We start from the raw sequence: 23,501 nt of genomic DNA, 5'->3' as shown, positions 1-23,501 counted from the left end.
AATACCCTTGCATACGGAAATGATCATGAACAAGAACACTGCACTGGCGGGCGCTGATACGCCTGGCCACCATTTACTCGAAGCACCTTCGTTCCCTGAAGGCAGCATCAAGCAGGACGGTAGCGGCGCCTGGCGCTGTAGAAACCTGGATTTCGCGCACTACCGGTCTGACGACGGTGGCACCTATGTAGGGCTGCGCGCGACCCAGCGTATCTGGCAGGATGTCGAGCTGCCGGTGGGCGCGCCGGCTGACGAGGAGCGTGCGGACTGCGTGCTGGGCTGCCGCTATAACGCCAGTTGGTTCGACGAGTGCACCTTGAGCGTCTACCAGCTCGAGGGCGATCAGGAACAGGCCGAGTTGTACCGCAAGCCGATGCGGGGCGACCCGCCAGGCCCGCAGGCGCCGACATTGGCAGACCCGACCTGGCACGAACTGACCCCGGATGCTGTTGCGATTCCATCTGGCGTGAAGCGTATTCGCGTTGCCCTGGAGACTCCCAGCACACCCCAGGCGGCCTTGCTGTACGTGCGTGATGTGCGGCTGACCTGGCGCCTGCCGGCGTTCGACAGTGCCGGTGAGATACGCCTGATCGTCGACCCGCAGGGCGCCAATATCCAGCAGGTGGCACCTCCATTCACACTGTGCCATGGCGCGACACATCGGTTGGAGGTCAAAGCGTCAGCGGGTGATACCTGGGACGGGCAGAAGGCAAGCCTGCTCTGGCGTAGCGAAGGCGTCGGGCTTCCGGTCGAGTACGGGGTTGAAGCTGACCCGGTGCTGAATATCGATGACTCCGACCAGGAGGATCGCTACCAGGTGCTGTCCAACGCAGCGCCTGCCAGCTGGCAACTGACTGCCGACAGCGACCCGCAAGTGTTGTCGGGGGCGTTGCCTGTCGGCCTGGGCAGCTACTGGCATGCACCGCTGCACGGCCTTGACTTGAGCATCGGCGATGGCCGGTATGAGGTGGTCAAGGCGGCCTGGGATGGCGTGGTGCCAATTGTCGGGGAGCAGAACAGTACGGTATTGACCGCCACCTTGGGCAACCCCTTCGTGCCTGCGCGGCTACCGCAGGGCAGGGAGGTGGCCTGGCTGCTCGATGGCCGCGAGTACCAGCGCACCATCACTGATGCTGACGGCGAGGCGAAGCTGGTTTATGCCCCCAAGGCCGGCGAGCAGGGGCCTGACAACCGGGTTGAGTTTACCGTGGCTTGTGTTGACGAATTGGGGCAGCACAGTCAACAGGTACTTGGCTTCCCGGTATTCGAAAAGGCGCCCTGGCTGGAGGAACTGGAGGTGTGGTTCGATGGCAAGCCAGTCAGCGAACTCGATGAGGCTGCATTGCACCTCAAGATGGCAGGTTCACACACACTAATGCTCAAACCCAGGCGTGCCGACAACTACTTCGACGGTAAGCCGATCAAGCTGCAATGGCCCGACGGCAGCGCAGCGCAACTGGGGGTAAGTTTCACGCCCGTCAGCGAGCAGACCATGACTTCGCAGGGCATCAGTTGGACGCTCCAGGGTGGCGACAGCCGTGGGCGTTTCGACTTGGCTCTGGTCCAGGCCAGACTGGCGATGCCTTTGACTTTGCATGGCACTCAGATGTCGGCAAATCTGCGGGAAGAGACTGAATTGCTGCTGGATGGCCAGCCCATCGAGCACGAATCGTCGCCGTGGTTCCGACGCAATACGCAACACCAACTGCAGATAGTTCCCAAAGATGGCGAACTTTGGGCCGGTCGTTGGCCAGCGGCCTGGATCACCTTCGAAGAAGGGAGTTTGGACGAGGCCAGTTTGAAAGCCGTGCCCAACTATGGCACCCGAAGAGTGTTGAATGACGATGGGCTCGGTTGGTCGCTGACGGGGGGCGCGTTGAGTGGCAAGTTTGGGCTGCAAGTCCACGTGGAAGGCTTCGCGCAAACCTGGCAACTGAGCGATAGCATGCTGGTATCTCTCAACATCAGCGATGAATACAAACTCAGTACGGTCTCGGGTGACCCACCTGTTTGTTTGACTGGCCAAGTCGATATCCGTATTACGCCCACTGAGGGGAGCCCGCTTCCAAACAAAATACCGGGGGCACAACTCCATCGAGGGTTGCCTGCCGATGTTCCAGTGGTTGCCTTACCCATTTTTGGTGCTGAGAACCCGTTGGCTTACTGGCTAGTCAATACTGCTGACCAGACCGGGGTCTTCGCGGTGTCGGTCTCGGTGCCTGGTTTTACCGAACATCTTGGCGTTACTGCCGTGGCGGTTCGCAGAAACCTGAACAGTGATGGATGGTTCACTTTCGACGGGGCGCGTGTGGCACCGGGGCAGCCGCTGACGTTCATTCGCGGCCGCCGGCATCAGATAGGTATTGTGTTGAACCCGAGCAGCAAATTGGGGCTTGCCAGGTTGCGTACCAGCCTCAGTAGTTGGCCAAGTGTCGGTGTCAGCATGGTGCCTGGTGATTCGGTTCAACGTGAACTGACTGCGCAAGGGATGACCTGGGATGTCACCGCAACGGGGAACGATTTCTCCCTGCGTTTTCACCTTCCGCCCATGAACGATTTACCGGACTTCCCGGTAACTGTTCGAACGGCTTCGATCAATATCTAACTCTACCCTTCGCCTCAACTTGAAGTTGCATGCCCAGGGGCGTCAGTGGTTGCTTGTTGACGGGTGACCGGAAGCTATTTGCCCCGTGGGCGTGCATCGCACGGGAACATTTTATGCCCGAACAAATGCATGCATTGGATTCACAACACCCTCGCACACCGTTTTACACCGCCCCCTCGCTGCCCAAGGGCGGCGGTACGGTGGCCATCGGCGCTGGCATGTTGTCCGCCGGCGGGCCTGATGGCGCCGCTGGCTGGCAACTGCCGCTGCCATCCCCGGCTGGCAGGGCCCTGTCTGCCAGCCTCGAGCTGCACTATTCATCCTCTGGTGGCAACAGTGCGTTCGGCGCTGGCTGGGACTGCCCGCTGCCTGCCGTGGCGCGCATGACCCGTTTCGGCTTCCCGAATTATGATGCCAGTGACCGCCTGCTGGGGCCGACGGGTGAGGAAATTCTGCTGGCCGGGCCCTCGCGAAGGGTCACCGGGTTGCCCTTTTCCGGGGGTGACCTGAGTTACACCGTCACCCCCTGGCGGGCACGCTTGGGCAGCCTGGCCTATCGCCTGGAACATTGGGTGGCAGAAGGCGCCGCTGGCGAGCCGGGTTTCTGGTTGCACTTTCTGCCCGATGGCAGCCTTTCGCTGTACGGCTGGTCGGCTGCTGCCCGGCTGCATGACCCGGCCAACCCTGGCCATGTTGCGCAGTGGTACCTCGAAGAAACCGTGTCTGCCCGCGGCGAACATGTGGTGTATCGCTATCGTGGCGAGGACGGCAGCGGCTGCAGTGCCCAGGAGCTGGCAGACCACCCCCTGGTGACCCATGTTTACCCGCAGGCGGTATACGCCATGAACACCATGCCCTCAGAGGCGCTGCTGATTCCGCAAGGTGCGTTTCGTGAGGCCGATTTTCTCACCTTCACCCTGTTCGACTACGGTGAGCGGGGCGCCGACCCGTCCAAGCCACCTGCGTTGGAGCCCATTCAGGAGTGGCCGGTGCGCAAGGATTGCTGTTCGTTCTGGCGCCTGGGTTTCGAGGTTCGCTTGCGCCGGTTATGCCGCGATGTGCTGCTGTGGCACCGCACGGCGCGCATGCAGGGCCTGGACGACGACACCCCCGAGCTGGTGTCGCGCCTGCACCTGGCTTATGACAGCAGCGAGGTGGCCAGTGTCCTGGTGTCGGCATCGCAAGTGACCCATGACCCTGCCACGGTCATGCCGCCCCTGGAGTTCGAGCTGAGCCGCCCGGGCGGTGTTGCGCCCGGCTGGGAGCAGGTGGCGGCGCTGGAGGGCTTCTGGTCGCCGGCCTGGCAAATGGTCGACTTGTATGGCGAAGGGCTGCCGGGCTTGCTGTACATGGATGACAGCGCCTGGCGCTATCGTGCCCCGCAGCGTCAACAACCTCACAACCCCCGGCAGCCGGACGCCGTGACCTGGGGCGAGCCTGCGGTGCTGCCGCTGCGCCCTGGTGATGCCAGCGGTGCGCTGGTCGACCTGGACGGCGACGGCCGGCCTGAATGGCTGGTTACCCGCAATGGCCTGCGTGGCAGTTTCACCCTGGCCCCGGATGGTAGCTGGGGCGGATTGGTGCCGTTGTCGGCGCTGCCTGCCGAGTTCGAGCACCCATTGGCACAACTGGTCGACCTGGGGGGGGATGGGCAGCAGGATGTGGTGCTGATAGGGGCTTCGGGTGCCGACAGCCTGCGCCTGTACCCCGCTGCCGGCCTGAAGGGCTGGCCTACCGTGGTGACGCGCCAGTACCAGGGGCGCGAGCCACTGCCGTCGCTGGCCGACGGGCAGCACCAACTGGTGACCTTCAACGATCCGTTCGGTAGTGGCCAGTCGCACTTGCTGCGCATTTGCGGCAGCGGGGTGACCGCGTGGCCATCGCTGGGGCACGGGCGTTTCGGCGAGGCGATCAGCATTGCAGGTTTTGCCGTGAACGATTTTTCTGCCACGCGGGTGTTGCTGGCGGACACCGATGGCGCCGGCAGCATGGACATTCTCTACCTGCAAGCCGACGGCATCCGCGTGTTCGTCAGCCAATGCGGTAACCGCTACGCAGAGGGCCCATTCATCCCGGCGCCGCCCGGGGTGGTGCTCGACAGCACATGCCAGTTGCAGGTAGCGGATTTGCGCGGGCAGGGTACGGCGGACCTGCTGCTGACCGTGCCCCATGGCAAGTCGGGCAATGCACCGCGCAGTTGGTCGTACCGTTTCAACGATACCCGGCCTTGGTTGTTGAGCCGCATCACCGACAATGCCGGCACTTGCACCCTGCTTGAGTACCGCAGTTCGGCCCAGGCCTGGCTCGACGAAAAGGCCGAGGTGCTGCGGCGCACCGGGCAAGTGCCGGTCAGTTACCTGCCGTTCCCGGTGCATACCCTGAGCCGGGTCACCACGCTGAACCAGATCACCGGGCAGTGCCTGGGCAGCCAGACCAGCTACGCAGGAGGCGTCTGGGATGGCCAGGAGCGTGAGTTCGCCGGCTTTACCCGGTTGGTGCGCACCGATACCCACCAGCGCGCCGGGCAGAGCGCCGCTGAGCTATCGCCACCGGCGCGCACCTGCATGTGGTTCCATTCGGGCGTCGAGGCGCACGACGGGCAGGCGCAAGGCGCTTTTACCGACATGGACCAGGGGTTCGCCGCAAAGCCTGTACGCTTCACCCGCTGGACCGATGCCGGTGAGCAGCCGTTCGACCCTGAGCCAGCACTGCGCACCTGGCTGTACCGCGGCTTGCGTGGCCAGCCGATGCGCAGCGAAGTGTACGGCGAGGATGGCCAGGCACTGGCCGGCGTGCCTTACCAGGTGACCCGGCCGCGACTGCAGGTGCGGGCCTACGCCAATGCCGACAGCCAGCGCCCTTCGGCGCTGGCCAGCGTCGCCGAGACATTGACCTTCGCCTGCGAGCGTATTGCCCAGGACCCCGTGGTGGCACAGAGCCTGGTACTGGAGACAGACGGCTATGGCAACGTGTTGCAGAGCGTCGATGTTCATTACCCGCGCCAGTTGAGCCCGCAGGCACTGAGCCAGGAGGAGGGCGCGCGGCGCATCTACCCCGAGGCTTTGCCAGCTGGCCTTATCGATGCGAGTTGCGACCCGCAGCAGTACGACTGCTGGGCCAGGCTGACCCGCACCACCCTGCATAACCTCGATAGCGGGGATGACTTCGTTATCGGCTTGCCAGCCACTGTACGCACCGACGCGATCCACTTCAGTGAGGCGCAAGTCCCTGAGGACGGGTTCAGCGTTGAGGCACTGCTTGACGTGGGCTTGCCTTTGGATGAGCCGGAGCGGGTTACCCTGGCGGGCTTCGAAAAAGTGATCTGGCGCGGTGTGGACGGTATCAGCGTGTCACCCGTGCCGTTGCGCCAGGCGCTGGTGGCCTGGACGCGTACGGCGATGCTGGACGATGCCTCGCTCGATGCGTTGCGCCCTGGTTTCGAGCAGACCCTTGGCGCGCTGGTCGAACGGGCCTTGGACGATCAGGTTGCGGACCTGCCGCTGTTGACCCGGTTGCGCAGGCGTTTGCCCGATCCCCCCAGTGCGGCCGCCCTCTATCAGGTGATAGTGGCCTACCTGGAGGCGGCGCCGCAGGATGAGGCAGGCTGTCAGGCGTTGTGCGGCGAGTTGGAGCGCCCGGCGGCGCAGCCGGCATTCTGGCGTGCATTGCTGTGGGCTGTGCGCCAGCCTGGCATATGGCCTGGCGACCTTGAGGCGTGGCTGGATAGTGTCCGTTCGGCACTTGAAGGGCGGCTGCAGGAGGAGTCGCTGGAAGCACTGCTGGCCCGTGGCGGCTATATCGCCATGCGCCGCCCGGCCGACGCGCAGGAGTTGTCTGACCCCCATGATCCCGAGGGGCTCGGCGCGCCCGGGCTGCCTCACAGCCCTGTGGTCGAACAGGTATACGCGGGGCACCATGGCATCAGCCTTTATCAGGGGGAAGCGCACTTCTGGTTGCCCATGAGCGTGCAGGAAAGCACGCTCATGGGGCCTAACCAACTGCGTTACAGCGCTCATGACATCACCGTGCACGGTGTAACAGATGCCGCAGGCATTGTTTTGAGCGTAGAGGCTCATGACTGGCGGTTCCTGCAGCCGGTGCGGCTGGTCGATGGCAACGACAACGTCAGCGAAGTGACGCTGGATGCCTTGGGGCGGGTGCGCCATATGCGTTTTTTCGGCAGCGAAACACCGGCAGGCAGCGATACCCCGGTAATGACCGGCTACCACCCGGATACGCTCTTCGAGCCACCTGCCACGGTCGAGCAGGCGTTGGCGCTCAATGAACACAAGGGCGTGCCGGTGGCCGAGGCTTTCACTGTGGTCGCCGACAGCTGGATGCCCCTGGCGCTGCGCGCCGACGGCAGCGTAGAGCCTGAGCGGCGTTGCGGCGAACTGGCCTGGCAGCGTGACGTGCAGCGCTTGCGCGCCGATGGCCTGGTGTTGGAGGCCGTGATGGCGGGCCGTACGCCGCCGCATGTCATACAGGTATCGACCGACCGCTACGACAATGACCCGCAGCAGCAGGTGAGGGTGCAGGTCACCCTGACCGGTGGCGGGCAGTTGCTGCAGGCGGCCATCCTCAACCCTTCCGGTGATGCGCTGGTGCGCACCGAGGCGGGTGGGCTGAAAACCGATGACCAGGGCAGGGCGGTGATAGAGCCTGCGCCGGTGCGCTGGGCGGTGAGCGGCAAGACCGAGTTCGATGACAAGGGGCAGCCGGTGCGTACCTGGTTGCCGTTCTACCTCGATGACTGGCGCTGGGTGAGCGACGACAGCGCCCGGGAAGGCACCTATGCCGATACCTATGTGTACGATGCACTGGGGCGCCAGACCAAGGTGGTGCGGGCAGCAGGCGAGGAGGTCGACGGCCAGTGGGTTCATTATGAACAGCGGGTGCAGGTGTATCCCTGGTTCACGGTGGCCGAGGACGAGAACGATACCTGGCAGCAAGCCAGTGAGCCGGTGTCGAGTGTCAATTAAACGAGTAATGGCCAGCGCCGGCTGGCCGTGAGCCCCTCCCCGGCGATGGCCTGCCTGATTGGCCGGGCCGTCACCGGGGAGGGCTTTGAGCGCGTGTCCCGGACAGTTCAGGCAGCTCGTTTTGCCTCGGCTGCCGAGCGTTGTCTGACCAGGTCCAGCGTTGTCATCTTCAGTTTCTCCAGTTCGCCCCTGGCCATTGCCAGGTGTTCATTGAATCTCGCCTGGGACTTGATCTTTTTTCTAAAGGGCAGGTGAGAGTTGACCGTGATCACATGATCCCTCTGCTCCAGGGGCTTGTTGATTTCACCTTTCGGGTACGAGCCGATCGTGTGGAAAGCACCGTTGACACTTTTCTCCATGTCGTCGAGTGTCCGATGTACTGTCTCTATCGCTGCGGGCAACTGGGCAAGGATATCGTCCTTACCAACGTTCTTTGCATCCTTCAGTGCTACCCCAAGCTTTGCCATAGCCACAACCGGGACGGGTACGGGAATACCCAGACCCAAGTGTCCAACGGCAGCGTTTGCCACTTCATTCATGAAGGTATCGGCAGTGAGAGCCTTGAGGTTCCCGGCTGAGAGCTGGTCCTTGAAGTACGCCTTGATACGTTCGCGCTTGCGTTGTTTTTTCTCGAGGATTTGTTCGTTCATGTCAAGCCTGGGCGCCAGATCGCCGTCTGCTATCAGCCCGCCAATCAATGAGCCGGCTGCTGCGCCCGCTGCGGTGCCCACTGCCCAACCGGCGATCGACCCAGACCCCGGGAAAACAGCCGTACCGGCGACCGCGCCAAGCTCGCCGGCGAGCTTGCCAGCGGCCATGACTAGCGTTTCCTTGGCGACCGTTTTCATGACCCCTTGAAACACTGCCAGCTTTTTCGATTCGATGAATGCTGTGAGGTCTTCAAGCGTATTCTGAATGACCAGGCTGGCGCTCTGGACTGCACGATAGTTGCGATGGAACTGGTCCTGCGCATCCAGCCCGGTGGCGTCGCTGAGGGTCACGGGGTTGTTGTGCACCATCCGGTAGAGGTTCAGGCCGTCCAGTGCCCCTGCCGGGTCGGCGTTCAGCCAGCGCCCGCTCCAGGGTTGGTAGTAGCGATGGCCGTAGTAGTACAGGCCTGTGGCGTCCTGTTCCTTGCCGGCATAGCGCACGGTTTTGTATGCAGCTTCCACCTCGCTGCGCGCCTGCCATACCGCAGTGCCGCCAAAGGGGTAGTACTCCTCCTGGCTGATGACCTGCCCCTGTGCGTCCAGCTCCAGGCCGCTGCTGTCGATCAAGTCGCCGTAGCTGTAGCGTGGCGCGCCGTTATCGAGGCCCTCGGGCAGCCCGGATTCCCAGTACAGCACGCGTACCTGGGCTCGCCCTGCTGCGGCGAAGGTCACCACATGCAGGGTTTGCTGTACGGTTTCGTCGTTGAGCCAGGTGCGCACCTCCAGGCCTGGCAGGTACACCACCTGCTGGTGCAGCGTGCTGTTGGCAGCCAGGCGCCGGGCGGTCTTCTCGACGCGCTGGCCGCCGGCGTCGTAACGGTAGCTTTCGTGGTCGTCATCTGGCCCGTTGCGCGATACCAGAGCCACCTGCTGCAGCTCGTCGCGCGGCGTCCAGGCCAGGGCTTGGCCCGGTTGCAGCTGCCTCAAATTGCCGGCGGCATCGAAGAAACCATCGACCGCGTCCGGGTCTTCGCTCAGGTTGGCCGGTACGGCGCGGTTGCTGCGCTGCGAGACGGTCATGGTCACGCTGTGGCTGGCACCCGAGGCGGTGGCACCATGGACGATACGCGTCAGGTTGTCGGCGCGGTCGTAATGGTAGGTGCGGGCATAAGGTGTGAGGCTGTTGTCGTTGGCGGGGAGTTGCAGGGCAGGTGGGCGTTTGCCGATGCCGTTGGCGAGGGCGGCCATTTCGCGGCCACTGGCAGCCACCAGTTGGTAAAGGCTGTCGTAAACATAGAGGTTCTCGGGCACCACCTTGCGGTTGCGCCAGAAGCGCGTCGCCTCGGCATCGTTGTGCACGCCGAGCACGTTGCCCACCGGGTCGTAGCGGTAGCGCAGGTCCTGCAGCACGCGGGCGCCGCTGGCGTGCCCGGCGGGGCGCTGCACATGGATACGGGCCAGGCGTGTGGTGCGCGGGTCGTAGCTGTAGGTGGTGACCACGCCATTGCCCTGTTGCTCGCGCAGGGCCTGCCCGCTTGCACTGTAGGTGGCCGATTGCAGGATCACCTGTTCCACGCCGTTCTTGAGGGTAAGCCAGCTGCCGCACAGACGCCCGGCCAGGTCGTAGGCCATGCGCTGCGCATGGCCTTGGGCATCGCGCTGCACAATCAGCGCGCCGGTGGCGTCGGTCAGGCTCTGGGTGGTGAAACGAGGCGCCGCCAGCTGGGCTTGCCAGGCGCTGATGTCATCGCCCTGCCAGTGCGCTTCGCGGCCAGGCTGAAGCAGGCTTCGGCCCTGCTCCAGCACCGCGCCGGCAAGCCCGATGCTGAGGGTTTCAGCAAGGCCGGCAGTATCGAAATGGCTGGTGCACACCCCGGCCAGGTTACGCCCCCTGGCGGCAGCGCTGTTGTCGCCGTACAGCAGGCGCTCGGTGACTTGCGCGGTTGCGCCCGGGGTTTGTTGCTCCTGAGCGGTCAAACGCCCGGCGAGTGGCGCCTGTTCATAGTGCCAGCGGCGCAGTACGCCGCTGGCGCCGACCCTGGACAGCGGCCGGCCATTGATGTCGCCGAGGGTATAGGTAGTGCCGGCATCCACGCTGTCGGTGCGCAGTATCTGCCCGGCAAGGCTTGGGTGGTAGGTGAAGTTGGGCGCGATACCCGGCTGCGCTTGCTGGCGTTCATGCAGGCGCGGGTCGATGCTGCAGACCAGCTGGCCGCGGGGGTCGAATTGATGGCGGGTGATGCGCGGGTCGGTAAGGGTGGGGGTGTCGGGGTGGCGATGGTAACGGACTTGCCGAATGGCCAGGCCGCGGTTGTCATTGATCGACACCGTGGGGGTGCCGCTGTGCAATGAGCGGTGTAATGAATTGACGCGTGAGGTCATGCTGATGGTTCCTTGAGCATGCTGGGGTTGGGTTTACCTGAGGTTCTTGCAAACCTAGTGGCAAACCCTTGCGCAGCACACTCAAGGAACGACGGGTTGACGCCTTGGTATCAGTGGCCTGCCACCGGGTCGTCCTGCGACAGCAGCGCCCTGGCCAGCTCTTCATCGCTGACCTGCATGCCAGGGTTGGCCTGGCGCGCCTGTTCCAGCGCCGACTCAAGGTAGGCACCGCGAATGGCGCCACCACTGGCAACGAAGGCACTCAGCTCGTCACGGGCAGGGATGATCCGTTTGTCGTCCTTGAAGGTCGAATACAGCGAGGCGGAAACACCTGCCGACGTGGCGACGTCACCGGCATCGACACGAGCCAGCGCGGCACCGGCGGGGAGCAGGAGCAGTAACGACGGAACGAGCAGTAAGTGGCGCATGGTGTGACCTCCGGTAGGGTATTGCCCAAGGGAACTACTGCATGTTGGTTGGAGCAGCATGCCGGCCCTTGAGTTCCATGCTCAGCTTAGTTCCAGCCAGATCGGAGCGTGGTCCGAAGGTTTTTCCATGCCGCGCAGCTCGTAGTCCACGCCTGCGGCCTTGACCCGTGGCAGCAGCCCTTGCGAGGCCATGATCAGGTCGATGCGCAGGCCGCGCTTGGGTTCGTCCTCAAAGCCCCGGCTGCGGTAGTCGAACCAGCTGAAGCGGTCGGCCACTTCCGGGTGCAGGTGGCGGAAGCTGTCCACCAGGCCCCAGCCCTTGAGGCGTTCCATCCATTCGCGCTCTTCGGGCAAGAAGCTGCACTTGCCGGTCTTCAGCCAGCGCTTGGCGTTGTCGGCGCCAATGCCGATGTCGCAATCTTGCGGCGAGATGTTCACATCGCCCATCACCAGCAGTGGCTGGTCATTCTTGAATTGGCTTTCCAGCAAGGCCTGCAGGTCGGCGTAAAAGCGCTGCTTGGCAGGGAACTTGGTGGGGTGGTCGCGGCTCTCGCCCTGCGGGAAGTAACCGTTCATCACGGTGATCGGGGTGCCGTTGGCGTCGGCGAAGGTACCCCAGATGAAGCGCCGCTGGGCATCTTCTTCATCGGTGCTGAAGCCCTTGTGAATCTCCAGCGGCGCCTGGCGCGACAGCAGGGCCACGCCGTAGTGGCCCTTCTGGCCGTGGTAGTGCACGTGGTAGCCCAGCGCCTGAACATCGGCGAGGGGGAACTGGTCGTCGCTGACCTTGGTTTCCTGCAGGCCGATCACGTCCGGCTGGTGCTTGTCGATCAGCGCCGCCAACTGATGCGGGCGGGCGCGCAGGCCGTTGATGTTGAAAGAGACGACTTTCATGGAAAGGCATTCCTGGTAAAAGCCACGGATGCTAGCCGACATCGGCCGTCGCGGCCAGCATGGCAGGCCAGTATGGGCGCTGCTAACGTGCTGGAGGAGGTGAACGATGCACGGTTCAAAACCTCCAAGGCCCTGTATGCCCATTCCAGGAGGACTGCCTGCCATGCCCGACGCCCCGGCTCGTATCTGCCAGCTCGACGAGGGCTATGCCCGAGAAGCGCGTTCGCTGCTCTACCACGCCTACCGGCATGAGCCGACCTACGCCTGGCTGTTCGACGCCCAGCGCCCAGGTTATGAGCGGCGCCTGCGGGTGGTGATCCGCGAGTGGCTGCGCCAGCATTTCTACCTGCAGTTGCCCGCCATCGGCTTGCTGGTGGAGGATCGCCTGGTGGGCGTGGCACTGATTGCGCCGCCGCTGCGCCGCCTGGGGGTGGCCGACAGCTGGGCCTGGCGCCTGCGCATGATCCTCGGCACCGGCCTGCGCTGCACCCGGCGCTACCTGGACTACCAGGCGGCGCTTACCGGCTGCCTGCCCAGCGAAAAGGTGCATGTACTGCCGTTTCTGGCGGTGCACCCGCAGTTCCAGGGCCGGCACCATGGCGAGCAACTGTTGCAGGCGGTGCACGACTGGTGCGCCGAAAGCCCGGATACCCAGGGTGTGGTGCTGGACACCGGCAACGAGCACTACCTGGCGTTCTATCAGCGCCAGGGCTACGAAGAAATCGGCGAAGTGGCCATAGGGCCCGTACGGGAGCGTGTCTTCTTTCATCCCAACCCTTTGTCATCCAAGGTGACAACAGTGTGACCGAAGGTTCCGACGGCCCCCTGGGCCGCTTCGCTCTGGTAGCATGCGCGGCATGACGTACAAAGGACGACTTGGCTGGGGCCTGCTGTTACTGGCCGCCAGCTCCATGACATGGGCCCAGAGCGAACTGCTGGTGCGGGTAAAACCCGCCAACAAGGCGCTCAAGGGTAATATCGAAAACTACATTGGCAGCCTGGGCGAGCGCGACGAAGACGCCTTGCTGCGCTTTAGCCGTGGTGCCGAGGAGCAGGCGCGCAAGGCCGCGCAGGCGCTGGGCTACTACCAGGCGCAGATCGAAACCCAGGTGAACCCGCCGGCCGAGGCGGGCAAGGCGCCGCAACTGGTGATTCGGGTCGAGCCCGGTGAGCCGGTGCGCCTGCGCAACGTCACCGTGCGCATCGACGGCCCGGCCAGCCAACTCAAGGCCTTCCGCATCCCCGACAGCCGCGCCCTGCGCCCTGGCGAGCCGCTCAACCACGGCCATTACGAAGATGCCAAGCGGCTGATCCAGAACCAGGCCTCGCGCTATGGCTTCTTCAGCGGGCGTTTCGAGCGCCAGCGCCTGGCGGTAGACCCGCGTGCCGGTGTCGCCGATATCGAACTGGTCTACCAAAGCGGCCCGCGCTACACCCTGGGCGCGGTCAGGTTCGCTGGCGACACGCCGCTGGACGAGGACCTGCTGCAACGCATGGTGCAGTTCAAGCCAGGCACCCCCTACGACTCGGAACTGATCGCCGAGCTGAACAACGACTTGCAGTCGAGCGGCTATTTCGAAGGTGTGCGCGTGGATGCCGCGCCAACCGCCGCGGTGGCGCAGGTGATTCCGGTCGATGTCCAGCTGGACACCCGCAAACCGCGCACCATGGGCCTGGGCCTGGGTTTTTCCACCGATGTGGGGCCGCGGGCCAAGGCCAACTGGACCCGCCACTGGGTGAACGCCCAGGGCCACAGTTATGGTTGGGAAACCGAGCTGTCGGCACCGCGGCAGAACGTCGGCCTGTGGTACGACGTTCCGCTGGACCCGCCGCTGACCGACAAGCTGCGCTTCGCTGGCGGCTACCAGAACGAAGACATCGCCGGCACTGACACCGTGAGCAAGCTGCTCACCGTGGGCCCCGAATGGCACAGCAAGCTGCCCAGTGGCTGGCAGCGGGTGGTCTCGCTCAAGTACCAGCGCGAAGAGTACCGCCTGGGCGATGACTCGGGCCTGAGCAACCTGCTGATGCCGGGGGTGAGTTTCAGCTACCTGCGCAGCGACAACCGCATTGACCCGCACCATGGCTACCGCCTGCAGTTCGACCTGCAGGCGGCCAAGGAGGGCCTGGGCTCGGATACCAACCTGATTCATGGCAACGTACTGCTCAAGGGCCTGACCACCCTCGGCGAGCGTCACCGCCTGCTGGGCCGTCTACAGTTCGGCGGCAGCGCCACCAACGGCTACCAGCAGAACATCCCGCCATCGCTGCGCTTTTTTGCCGGTGGCGACCAGAGCGTGCGCGGCTACGACTACCAGTCGCTGTCACCGGAAAACAACAAGGGCGACAAGATCGGCGGCCGCTATCTGGTGGCCGGCAGCGCCGAATACCAGTACTCGATTGCCGAAAAATGGCGCGTGGCAACCTTCATCGACCAAGGCAACTCGTTCAACTCGCTGGAGCTGCCCAGCCTCAAGACTGGCGTCGGTATCGGCGTGCGCTGGGTTTCGCCGGTGGGGCCGCTGCGCCTGGACCTGGCCCGGGCACTGGACGATGACGGCGGTTTTCGTTTGCACTTCTCCATGGGGCCCGAGCTGTGATGCGAGTGTTCAAATCGACCCTGCTCGGCCTGGGCGTGTTGCTGCTGTTCATCGCCCTGGCGCTGGCCTGGGTGTTGGGTAGTCAGGCGGGTAGCCGCTGGGCCCTGGGGCTGGTGCCCGGGCTTGAAGTGAGTGATTTCAGTGGGCGCCTGGGCAGCAGTTGGCAAGCCAGCCAGTTACGCTGGCAAAACGGCGATGATCAGGTAGTGCTCGAGGCACCACAACTGAGCTGGTCGCCCGCCTGCCTGCTGCGTGGCGCCTTGTGCATCGACCGCTTGCAGGCCAGCCGTATCGACATGGCATTCGCCCCCGGCCAGCAGCCAGCGGACAACACCCCGTTCAGCCTGCCGGCCATCAACCTGCCGCTGGCCATCGAGCTGGGCGAGGTCAAGGTCGGGCAATTGCGCCTGGACGGCAACGACCTGCTGGGCGACCTGCAACTGGCGGCGCACTGGACGGCGACCGGCCTGCGGGTGGACAACCTGCAACTGCGCCGGGACGATTTGCAACTGAACCTGCAAGGCGAGCTGCAACCCCAGGGCGACTGGCCATTGCAGCTGCAAGGTTCGTTGCAACTGCCCGAAGTGGATGGCCAGGCCTGGCAGTTGGCGCTGGCCCTCAAGGGCGAGTTGCAAAAGACTCTGCTGCTGGACGCCACCAGCAGTGGTTACCTGGCGGCGCGGCTCAAGGGTGAAGTGCAGGCCCTGGCCGAGCACCTGCCGGCGAAGCTGAGCATCCGCGCAGAGGCGTTCAAGCCGGCGGCGAGCCTGCCGGACACCCTGCAGCTCAACCAGTTGCAGCTGGACGCCGAAGGCGACCTGGCCGCAGGCTATCGGTTGTCCGGTAACGCATCGCTGCCGGCTGAACAGGGGCCGGTCGCGCTGCAACTGGCAGGCAAGGTGGATGCCAAGGGTGCGCGCCTGGAGGCGCTGGATCTGACCGCCAGCGACACCCAGCACCTGAAACTGCAGGCCAGCGCCGACTGGCAACAAGGCCTGAGCGCCGAGGCCACGGCCGACTGGCTGGACTTCCCCTGGCTGCGCCTGTACCCGTTGCAGACGCCGCCGCAGGTAACGCTCAAACGCTTCACTGCACAGGTGAAGTACCGCGATGGCAACTATAACGGCGCCTTTGAGGGTGACCTCGATGGCCCGGCCGGTGCATTCAAGCTGGCCAGCCCGTTCGACGGTGACCTTGCCCAGGTGCGCCTGGCGCAGCTGGCGTTGACTGCAGGGCAAGGCAAGGCCGCCGGCAGCGTGGCATTGCGTTTTGCCGACAGCCTGGCCTGGGATGTCGACCTGCAACTGTCGGCGCTTGACCCGGCCTATTGGCTGGCCGAGCTGCCCGGCACCCTGGCCGGGCCCTTGCGCAGCCAGGGCGAATTGAAGAACGAGCAGTTGCAGCTCAAGGCACAACTTGACCTGAAAGGGCGCTTGCGCGGCCAGCCGGCCATGCTCAAGGTGGATGCCGACGGTGCGGGTGAGAACTGGACCTTGGGCAGCCTGGCCGTGCAACTGGGCGACAACCGCATCAATGGCAGCGCCAGCCTGCAGCAACGCCTGGCCGGGCGCGTCGACCTCGAGCTGCCACGTCTCGGCCAGCTATGGCCGGGCCTGCAAGGGCAGGCCAAAGGCCGCCTGGACCTGGCCGGCACCCTTGCCGCGCCGCAGGGCACGCTGACCTTGCAAGGCCAGCAGCTGGCCCAGGCCGACAACCGGCTGCAGCGCCTGGCCCTGGACGCGCGCCTGGACAGCGCCCAGCGCGGTCAGCTCAAGCTCGACGCCAGTGGTATTCGCCTGGGTGACACCGCACTGGGTGAGCTCAGCGTGCAGGGCAAGGGTGATATCCGCCAGCAGGCGGCAACCCTGGCGCTGAATGGCCCGCAGTTGAAGCTCGACCTGGCCGCGGACGGCACCCTGGGCAAAGGTGACTGGCGCGGCCGCCTGGCCAGCGGGCGCATCCAGGCCGGTGGCCAGGACTGGCAGTTGCAGGCGCCGGCAAAGCTGCAGCGCCTGGCCAGCGGCCAACTGGACTTCGGCGCCCATTGCTGGCGCTCGGGGCAGGCCAGCCTGTGCGGTGAGGACCAGCGCCTGGCCCCCGAGCCGCGGTTGCGCTATCACCTCAAGCAGTTCCCGCTGGACAGCCTGGCGCAGTGGTTGCCCAAGGATTTTGCCTGGCAGGGCCTGCTCAATGCCGACGTCAACCTGGATATCCCCGCCAGCGGGCCCAAGGGCAGCATCCGTATAGATGCCGGCGGCGGCACGTTGCGCGTGCGCGACAACGGCCGTTGGGTCGACTTCCCTTACCAGGTGCTGCGCCTGGACAGCACGCTCGCGCCGCGTCGGGTCGATACCCGCCTGGACTTTCGTGGCGAGCGCCTGGGCGAGCTGGCCCTGAATACCCGCCTGGACCCGCTGGGCCGCAACAAGCCGCTGTCGGGTGATTTCCGCCTGGCCGGGCTGGACCTGTCCATCGCCCGGCCGTTCCTGCCGATGGTCGAGCGCCTGGCTGGCCAGCTCAACGGCAGCGGTCGGCTGTCGGGCAGCCTGATGGCGCCCCAGGTCAGCGGTAACCTCGCCCTCAGTGGCGGCGAGGTCAGCGGTGCAGAACTGCCGGTGAGCTTGCAGCAACTGGCCGTTCAGGCGCAGATCGACGGGGAGCGGGTGCAGTTGGCAGGTAACTGGCGAAGCGGCGACGCCGGCCATGGGCAGTTGGCCGGGAGCCTGACCTGGGGCCAGGCACTGGCAATGGACCTGCGCCTGCAAGGGCAGCAGTTACCCGTGACCGTCGAGCCCTACGCCACCCTGGAGGTGGCGCCCGACCTGGTGATCCGTTTGCTGGACGACAGGCTGGCCGTCACCGGCAAAGTGCTGGTGCCCAAGGGCAAGATCGTGGTGCGCGAATTGCCGCCCTCGACGGTCAAGGTGTCCGACGACACCGTGATCGTTGGTCAGCAGACCGAGCAGGGCAAGCCGCCCATGGCGGTGGCCATGGACATCGATGTCGAGGTAGGGCGAGAGAAACTATCGTTCAGCGGCTTTGGCCTGACGGCCAACCTGCTTGGGCATGTACATATTGGCGACAACCTCGATACCCGTGGCGAGCTGAGCCTGGCCGACGGCCGTTACCGTGCCTACGGCCAGCGCCTGACCATCCGCCGTGCGCGCCTGCTGTTCGCCGGGCCCATCGACCAGCCCTACCTGGATATCGAGGCGATCCGCCAGGTGGACGATGTGATTGCCGGTATTCGCCTGAGCGGCAATGCCGAACAACCCACTACCAAGGTGTTCTCGGAGCCGGCCATGAGCCAGGAGCAGGCGTTGTCTTACCTGGTGATGGGCCGGCCGCTGGGGGCCTCGGGCGAAGACAGCAACATGCTGGCCGAAGCGGCCCTGGGGTTGGGCCTGGCTGGCAGTGCCGGGCTGACTGGCAGCCTTGCGTCGAACCTGGGTATCGATGACTTTCAGCTCGATACCCAGGGTTCGGGTAACAGCACCAGTGTGGTGGCCAGCGGTAACCTGACCGAGCGCCTGAGTTTGCGTTATGGGGTGGGGGTGTTCGAGCCGGCCAACACCATCGCGTTGCGCTACAAGCTCAGCCGCAAGGTCTACCTGGAGGCTGCCAGCGGGTTGGCCAGTTCGCTGGATATCTTCTATAAACGCGATTTTTGAGGGTATGCCCGGTTTGCCGGCGCTGGGCTGCGGGAACGGCTAATAGTTTGTGGCGCTGTTGTTCTGTGGGGTGAGGACGAAAAGATCACCCTGCCTTGCGCAGGGTAAGGTTGATCCGCCGCTCCCCCAAACGTGCATGCACGCCAGGCTTGATCGGCAGCACGCCATGGAACCGAAGCCTGTCCTCACCCCCCCAGACCAGCACGTCACCATGGTTCAGCGCTATACGCCGGGCAGGTTCACTGCGCTGCAAACCGCCAAGCAGGAACACCGCAGGCAACCCCAGGGAAACCGACACGATGGGTTGGCTGAAGTCACGCTCATCGCGGTCCTGATGCAGGCTCAGGCGATCGCCGGGCCGGTAGTGGTTGACCAGGCAGGCATCTGGCACGAAGCCCTCGAACCCGGCCAGCGCAGCCGCGCGGCTGGCCAGCGCCTGGAGCACCAAGGGCAGGGGCGGCCAAGGCTGGTTGCTCTGTGGGTCGAGCGCGGTGTAGCGATAGCCATGCTCGTCGCTGACCCAGCCCAAGGCCCCGCAGTTGCTCAGGGCCACGGCCATCGGCAAGCCGCCAGGGGTACGCATGTGCCGCAGCGGCGCCGCCTTGAGCACCGGGCGCAGGGCGTTCAGCAGCAGTTCGACTTCGGCCAGGGCGAAGCCCGGCAACAGTGTGGTATGGGGAGCCAACTGCTGAGGTTCGGGGCCGAACAGGTCTAGGGGCGACTGGATCATGGGCGTGGGCTGGGCAGGGATGTGCCTGGCAGTGTACGAGGGATCAGCAGCGTTGGCCTGGATTATCGTGGTGCAAGCGCCGTGACCTGACGGCGCTGTGTTGAAAATCGCAAGCCATCCATGGCACCCCTGTGCTCAGGCCGGCACCATCGCAAAGCCCACGCCAAAACGGTTCCAGGCATTGATGGTGGCAATGGCCAAGGTCAGGTTGGCGACTTCCCTGGCGTCGAAGTGCTCCAGCAATGCCTCGTATTCAGGCTGCGGGGCGCCACGCTCGGGCAGGCGGGTCAGGCTTTCGAGCCAGGCCAGGGCCGCACGCTCGCGCGGGGTGAAGTAGCGGGTTTCGCGCCAGACGCTCAGCGTCTGCAGGCGGGCCTCGGTTTCGCCGGCTTTACGCGCATCGTTGGCGTGCAGGTTGACGCAATAGGCGCAGCCGTTGATCTGCGAGGCACGCAGGCGCACCAGTTCGAGCAGCGAGTGCTCAAGGCCCGAGGCCAGCAAGGCTTGCTCCAGGCCGATCATGGCTTTGTAAGCTTCCGGGGCGTGCTTGGCCCATTCGATACGTTCGTGCATGGTGCTTCTCCGGCAAATTCAAACTGTGAAATTGAGCGTGTGGCACTACCTTAGCGCCAGCTGGCCCCCGGCCGAATAGCCAATCCCGCGCTTTGCCAGGAGGCCAATGCGCGTATTCAGGTGGCCACTGGGTTGCATCCAATCTCTTCATTTCTGCCAGGGCAGGGCAGGCGGGATAATGGCCGGGTGTTTTGCAGAGAACCTCAGCCATGTCCCACGAACCATTCATGCGCGAAGCCCTTGAGCTCGCCCGTGCCAATATTCACGCCGGTGGCCGGCCCTTCGGCGCGGTGCTGGTGTACCAGGGCCAGGTAGTCGCCCGCGCCGTCAACGAAATCCACAGCACCCAGGACCCGACCAGCCACGCCGAGATGCAGGCCATTCGCAAGGCCGCCCAGGCATTGGGCCGCCCACGTCTGGACGGCGCCGAGATCTACGCCAGTGGCCACCCGTGCCCGATGTGCCTGGCGGCCATGCACCTGTGCGGTATCGAGCGGGCCTGGTTTGCCTACGACAACGCCGAAGGCGAGCCCTATGGGTTGTCTACCGCGGCGGTCTACGCGCAGATGGCGCGCCCGCCGCAGCAGCAAAGCCTGCCACTGCGCCCGTTGAAGCCCGCCGGCGAAGCGGGCCTGTACGCCGAGTGGAAACAGGCTGGCCAGGCATGAGGGGTGCACTGAACCTGCTGCTGGTGGTGCTGCTGGCGCTGAACCTGCGGCCGATCCTCACCAGCATCGGGCCGTTGCTCGAGCCCATGCGCCAGAGCACCGGGCTGGGTTACCAGCAAGCGGCCTTGCTGACCGCCTTGCCGGTACTGTGCATGGGGCTGGTACCGCTGCTGCAGCCTTGGCTGCGGCGCTGGCTGAGCGAGCATGGCGGCATGCTCGCCGGGCTCTCGGCCATTGCCTTGGCCTGCCTGTGGCGCCTGCAACTGGGCAGCGCCTGGGCATTGATTGCCAGTGCGGTGCTGGCCGGGCTGGGGGTGGCGGTGGTGCAGGGGATGATGCCGGGGCTGGTCAACCGCTGGTTCCCGGGGCGGCTGCCGGCAGCCATGGGCATCTATTCGGCGGCGCTGATGAGCGGCGGCGGCCTGGCGGCGTTGTTGGGGCCATCGATCAGCGCGCACTTCGGGCATTGGCAGGTGGGGCTTGGGGTATGGGCCGCCCCCGCACTGCTGGCCGTGCTGGCCTGGTTGGCCCTGCGGCCGCGCCAGCCGTTGGCGACCCTTGCTGGTAGCGCCGGCGGCCACTGGTTCGGCAACCGCCGGGCATGGTTGCTGGCGTTGTACTTCGGGCTGATCAACGGCGGCTACACCAGCATGGTGGCCTGGCTGCCGGCCTATCACCTGGAGCATGGCGGCACGGCTCAGGGTGGTGGTGAGCTGGTGGGCCTGATGACCGTGTTCCAGGTGGCCGGTGCGTTGGGGCTGCCACTGCTGCTGCGTGGCCTGCCCGACCGGCGGCCGGGGCTATGGCTGGCGCTGCTGATCCAGTTGGGCGGCTTTAGCGGCCTGCTGCTGGCCCCCGCCAGCGCCATGGGCCTGTGGGTGGCGATGATCGGCCTGGGCCTTGGAGCGTGCTTCAGCCTGAGCCTGACGCTGACCCTGGAGCACCTGCGCACGCCAGCCGAGGCGGGCAGCCTTGCGGCGTTCGTGCAGGGCGTGGGCTTTATCGTCACCGGCATCGTGCCCTACATCACCGGCTGGCTTCGGGATGTCAGTGGCGACTTTCAGGCGTCGTGGACGCTGCTGGCCTGCACCGTGCTGGCCATGCTGGTGGTGACCGTGCGCTTTGCCCCGGGTGGTTATCGGCAAGCAATCGCCCGCCCAGGGCCGCAGCGCGAACCGGCGCCTGTCAGCTGAGGCTTTGCAAGGTATCGGCGACCCGGTCCAGTGCCGGGTCGATGTCCAATAGCTCGATGGCGCCGAAACCCAGGAGCAAGCCCGGTTGCACCGGTGCTTCACTGAAGAACGGTGCCAGCGAGTAAAGGCCGACCTCAACCTTGCGCGCCAGGTTGATCAACTGCTCGACGTCCAGCCCCGGGCGGGCCAGGGCGCTCAAGTGAAAGCCGGCACTGGCCGGTACTGCGCTGAACCAAGGCGCCAGGTCGCCATCCAGGCGCGCCAGAATGCGTTCGCGCCGAGCACTGTAGACCTCGTGGCAGCGGCGGATGTGGCGGTTCAGGTGGCCTTCGCCGATGAACCGGGCAAGCGCCCACTGCTGCAGGCTCGGGCTGTGCCAGTCGGTCAGGTGCTTGGCCACGCAAGCCGCCTGCATCACCGCCGGTGGCAGCACCGCGTAGCCCAGGCGCAGTTCGGGCAGCAGGGTCTTGGAGAAGGTCCCGACATAGGCCACCAGGCCGTGTCGGTCCAGGCGCTGCAAGGCCTCGGCGGCTGGCCCCTGGTAGCGGAACTCGCAGTCGTAGTCGTCCTCGATCACCAGTGCGCCCAGCTCGGCGGCGCGGGCCAGCAATGCCTGGCGGCGTGCCTCGCTCATCGGCATGCCCAGCGGGAACTGGTGCGAAGGGGTGACATAGATCAGCCGGGTGCCGTCGGCGATCTGCTCAACGCACAGGCCCTGGCCATCCACCGGCACCGACTGCAGCTGTGCGCCCAGGGCCAGGAACAACTGGCGGGCCGGCGGGTAGCCGGGGTCTTCCATGGCTACCTTGCTGCCAGGTTCCACCAATACCCGGGCGATCAGGTCCAGGGCCTGTTGGGCGCCGTTGCACACAAGCACATCGGCGCCGGTGCAGTGCACGCCACGGGCGTAGGCAATGTGATGGGCGATGGCTTCACGCAGTTCGGGCAGGCCCTGCGGGGAGAACTGCCGGTCGGTGTGGCGCTGGCTGCGGCGCAACGCGTATTGCAGGCAGCTACGCCAGTGGTCGTAGGGGAACTGCGCCTTGCTCGAGGCGCCGCCGACGAAGTCGTAGCGCGAGGGCGCATCCAGTGCCCGGCGGCCCAGCACCGTGGCGCGCTGGTGCCAGCGCTCGAGGGATTCGGCGGCGGCCAAGGGGACGTTTTCGTTGGCGTTGTGCTGCACCGGCAGGCGTGGGGCGATGAACGTGCCACGGCCGACCTTGCCGCTGAGCAGGTTGTCGTAGGTCAGGCGTGAATAGGCCTCCGCCACCGTCTTGCGTGACACGCCCAGTTGCTCGGCCAGCAGGCGGGTGGGGGGCAGTTGGGTACCTGCCGCCAGATGGCCGCTTTCAATGCCGGCGCGCAGTTGCTGGTAGAGCTGCTCGGTGAGGCCTTTGCGGCCTTCGAGGCGGATGTGCAGTTCCATGTGGCGGGTCCGGCGCGGCTGGGAGCTGCAAAGCTTCGAGGTTTGTGCTGGTGGGCGCAAGTGGGGCGCGCGGGCTTGTAGGAGCCGGCTTGCCGGCGATGAGGCCGGCACAGGCAGTACAAGGCTATCGTACCCACAAAGTCGAACACGCCAGCGGCTCACAACCGGGCAGTACTCACGGTGATGTAGCTTTTGTCGGGCAGGGCAATGCGGATCACGGTCTCGTCATCCGGGGCTTTGCGTCGTTGCTGAATGCTGACCCCTTCTATGGCGGCGGCGCGCATGCGCTCGGGCAGGGCGCGCCCGGTCACATCGAACAGGGCCTCGCTGGCCAGCAGTTCGACCTGCTCGATCAGCAAGCGCGTGGGTTCGTCGGTGGCGCAGAAAAAGCGCACGCCTGAAAGGTTGGGGTTGTTGTCGGGGTTGCTGAAATCATGGGCCAGCAACTGGCGCAAGGTGGTACGCAGGGCAGTGGTGGGCATGCTGGGGCCTCGTCGGGTTGGGGCTGGCCGCTGACGGCGGCCGGGACGACATCCAGGTCCGATCATGAAGTGCCGCACGAGCGGCAAGGTGTAGGACGCATCCTGTTGCGTGCTAGGAAGCTTCCTAAGCTACCTAAACCGAGCTGTTGGCTGCCTTGACCCGGGTCAGCCTGGCCGCAGGCCCTGGCGCTGCGGCACAATGCTGAACTTTCAAATC

General features: G+C 65.2%; 14 protein-coding genes. 7 read left to right on the top strand and 7 right to left on the bottom strand.

The genetic code is table 11. The features are described 5' to 3' along the window. Nucleotides 1-25: 25 nt before the first annotated feature. Nucleotides 26-2,605, top strand: a complete 2,580-nt coding sequence (locus tag ACI2KK_RS21140; protein ID WP_404670442.1) for a hypothetical protein — start codon at nucleotides 26-28, stop codon at nucleotides 2,603-2,605. 113 nt (nucleotides 2,606-2,718) lie between these two features. Next, a complete protein-coding gene (locus tag ACI2KK_RS21135) occupies nucleotides 2,719-7,587 on the top strand; it encodes a SpvB/TcaC N-terminal domain-containing protein (RefSeq protein WP_404670441.1) in 4,869 nt (1,622 codons plus the stop codon). A 107-nt stretch (nucleotides 7,588-7,694) separates the two neighbouring features. Here ACI2KK_RS21135 and ACI2KK_RS21130 read toward each other — a convergent pair whose 3' ends face one another. From ACI2KK_RS21130 to xthA, 3 genes are all read right to left on the bottom strand, one after another. Continuing rightward, nucleotides 7,695-10,619, bottom strand: coding sequence for an RHS repeat-associated core domain-containing protein (locus ACI2KK_RS21130; protein WP_404670440.1), 2,925 nt, complete (start codon nucleotides 10,617-10,619; stop codon nucleotides 7,695-7,697). 110 nt (nucleotides 10,620-10,729) lie between these two features. Then, nucleotides 10,730-11,047 carry a DUF2388 domain-containing protein gene (locus ACI2KK_RS21125; RefSeq protein WP_369991719.1) on the bottom strand — a complete coding sequence of 106 codons (318 nt, stop codon included), beginning with the start codon at nucleotides 11,045-11,047 and terminating at the stop codon, nucleotides 10,730-10,732. Nucleotides 11,048-11,128: 81 nt separating this feature from the next. Further along, nucleotides 11,129-11,941, bottom strand: coding sequence for an exodeoxyribonuclease III (xthA, locus tag ACI2KK_RS21120; RefSeq protein ID WP_217884973.1), 813 nt, complete (start codon nucleotides 11,939-11,941; stop codon nucleotides 11,129-11,131). A 163-nt stretch (nucleotides 11,942-12,104) separates the two neighbouring features. Here xthA and ACI2KK_RS21115 point away from each other — a divergent pair, with 163 nt between their 5' ends. From ACI2KK_RS21115 to ACI2KK_RS21105, 3 genes are read left to right on the top strand one after another with little or no spacing between them, the layout of a single operon-like run. After that, nucleotides 12,105-12,746, top strand: coding sequence for a GNAT family N-acetyltransferase (locus ACI2KK_RS21115; protein ID WP_404670439.1), 642 nt, complete (start codon nucleotides 12,105-12,107; stop codon nucleotides 12,744-12,746). 52 nt (nucleotides 12,747-12,798) lie between these two features. Further along, nucleotides 12,799-14,541, top strand: coding sequence for an autotransporter assembly complex family protein (locus ACI2KK_RS21110; RefSeq protein WP_404670438.1), 1,743 nt, complete (start codon nucleotides 12,799-12,801; stop codon nucleotides 14,539-14,541). Beyond that, a complete protein-coding gene (locus ACI2KK_RS21105) occupies nucleotides 14,538-18,212 on the top strand; it encodes a translocation/assembly module TamB domain-containing protein (RefSeq protein WP_404670437.1) in 3,675 nt (1,224 codons plus the stop codon). The genes ACI2KK_RS21110 and ACI2KK_RS21105 overlap by 4 nt, the downstream gene beginning before the upstream one ends. Before the next feature lie 85 nt (nucleotides 18,213-18,297). Here the strand turns inward: ACI2KK_RS21105 and alkB are convergent, their stop codons facing one another. Further along, the gene (alkB, locus tag ACI2KK_RS21100; protein ID WP_404670436.1) at nucleotides 18,298-18,942 is read right to left on the bottom strand and encodes a DNA oxidative demethylase AlkB; all 645 of its coding nucleotides are present in this window, start codon (nucleotides 18,940-18,942) and stop codon (nucleotides 18,298-18,300) included. 135 nt (nucleotides 18,943-19,077) lie between these two features. Beyond that, nucleotides 19,078-19,515: a carboxymuconolactone decarboxylase family protein gene (locus ACI2KK_RS21095; RefSeq protein ID WP_217843360.1), complete on the bottom strand. Its 438-nt coding sequence runs from the start codon at nucleotides 19,513-19,515 to the stop codon at nucleotides 19,078-19,080. A 209-nt stretch (nucleotides 19,516-19,724) separates the two neighbouring features. On the opposite strand from ACI2KK_RS21095, the gene ACI2KK_RS21090 reads away from it, so the two are divergent. After that, entirely contained in the window at nucleotides 19,725-20,183 is a 459-nt protein-coding gene (locus tag ACI2KK_RS21090) for a nucleoside deaminase (RefSeq protein WP_404670435.1), read from the top strand. Then, nucleotides 20,180-21,376 carry a CynX/NimT family MFS transporter gene (locus ACI2KK_RS21085; protein WP_404670434.1) on the top strand — a complete coding sequence of 399 codons (1,197 nt, stop codon included), beginning with the start codon at nucleotides 20,180-20,182 and terminating at the stop codon, nucleotides 21,374-21,376. The genes ACI2KK_RS21090 and ACI2KK_RS21085 overlap by 4 nt, the downstream gene beginning before the upstream one ends. On the opposite strand, the gene ACI2KK_RS21080 is transcribed toward ACI2KK_RS21085, so the two are convergent. Then, nucleotides 21,369-22,802: a PLP-dependent aminotransferase family protein gene (locus ACI2KK_RS21080; RefSeq protein ID WP_404670433.1), complete on the bottom strand. Its 1,434-nt coding sequence runs from the start codon at nucleotides 22,800-22,802 to the stop codon at nucleotides 21,369-21,371. The genes ACI2KK_RS21085 and ACI2KK_RS21080 overlap by 8 nt on opposite strands. Nucleotides 22,803-22,960: 158 nt before the next feature. Continuing rightward, on the bottom strand, nucleotides 22,961-23,284 hold the full coding sequence (locus ACI2KK_RS21075; protein ID WP_404670432.1) for a hypothetical protein: 324 nt from the start codon (nucleotides 23,282-23,284) through the stop codon (nucleotides 22,961-22,963). Nucleotides 23,285-23,501 lie beyond the last annotated feature (217 nt).

Source organism: Pseudomonas sp. NPDC089406, from assembly GCF_044900265.1.
GTDB lineage: Bacteria > Pseudomonadota > Gammaproteobacteria > Pseudomonadales > Pseudomonadaceae > Aquipseudomonas > Aquipseudomonas fakonensis.
Note: the sequence above shows the minus strand (reverse complement) of the source record. Positions and strands in the feature narration are given on the sequence as shown.

Coding starts and splice junctions, on each gene's coding strand:
- ACI2KK_RS21140 (WP_404670442.1), top strand. CDS start 26: ATGAACAAGAACACTGCACTGGCGGGCGCTGATACGCCTGGCCACCAT.
- ACI2KK_RS21135 (WP_404670441.1), top strand. CDS start 2,719: ATGCCCGAACAAATGCATGCATTGGATTCACAACACCCTCGCACACCG.
- ACI2KK_RS21130 (WP_404670440.1), bottom strand. CDS start 10,619: ATGACCTCACGCGTCAATTCATTACACCGCTCATTGCACAGCGGCACC.
- ACI2KK_RS21125 (WP_369991719.1), bottom strand. CDS start 11,047: ATGCGCCACTTACTGCTCGTTCCGTCGTTACTGCTCCTGCTCCCCGCC.
- xthA (WP_217884973.1), bottom strand. CDS start 11,941: ATGAAAGTCGTCTCTTTCAACATCAACGGCCTGCGCGCCCGCCCGCAT.
- ACI2KK_RS21115 (WP_404670439.1), top strand. CDS start 12,105: ATGCCCGACGCCCCGGCTCGTATCTGCCAGCTCGACGAGGGCTATGCC.
- ACI2KK_RS21110 (WP_404670438.1), top strand. CDS start 12,799: ATGACGTACAAAGGACGACTTGGCTGGGGCCTGCTGTTACTGGCCGCC.
- alkB (WP_404670436.1), bottom strand. CDS start 18,942: ATGATCCAGTCGCCCCTAGACCTGTTCGGCCCCGAACCTCAGCAGTTG.
- ACI2KK_RS21095 (WP_217843360.1), bottom strand. CDS start 19,515: ATGCACGAACGTATCGAATGGGCCAAGCACGCCCCGGAAGCTTACAAA.
- ACI2KK_RS21090 (WP_404670435.1), top strand. CDS start 19,725: ATGTCCCACGAACCATTCATGCGCGAAGCCCTTGAGCTCGCCCGTGCC.
- ACI2KK_RS21085 (WP_404670434.1), top strand. CDS start 20,180: ATGAGGGGTGCACTGAACCTGCTGCTGGTGGTGCTGCTGGCGCTGAAC.
- ACI2KK_RS21080 (WP_404670433.1), bottom strand. CDS start 22,802: ATGGAACTGCACATCCGCCTCGAAGGCCGCAAAGGCCTCACCGAGCAG.
- ACI2KK_RS21075 (WP_404670432.1), bottom strand. CDS start 23,284: ATGCCCACCACTGCCCTGCGTACCACCTTGCGCCAGTTGCTGGCCCAT.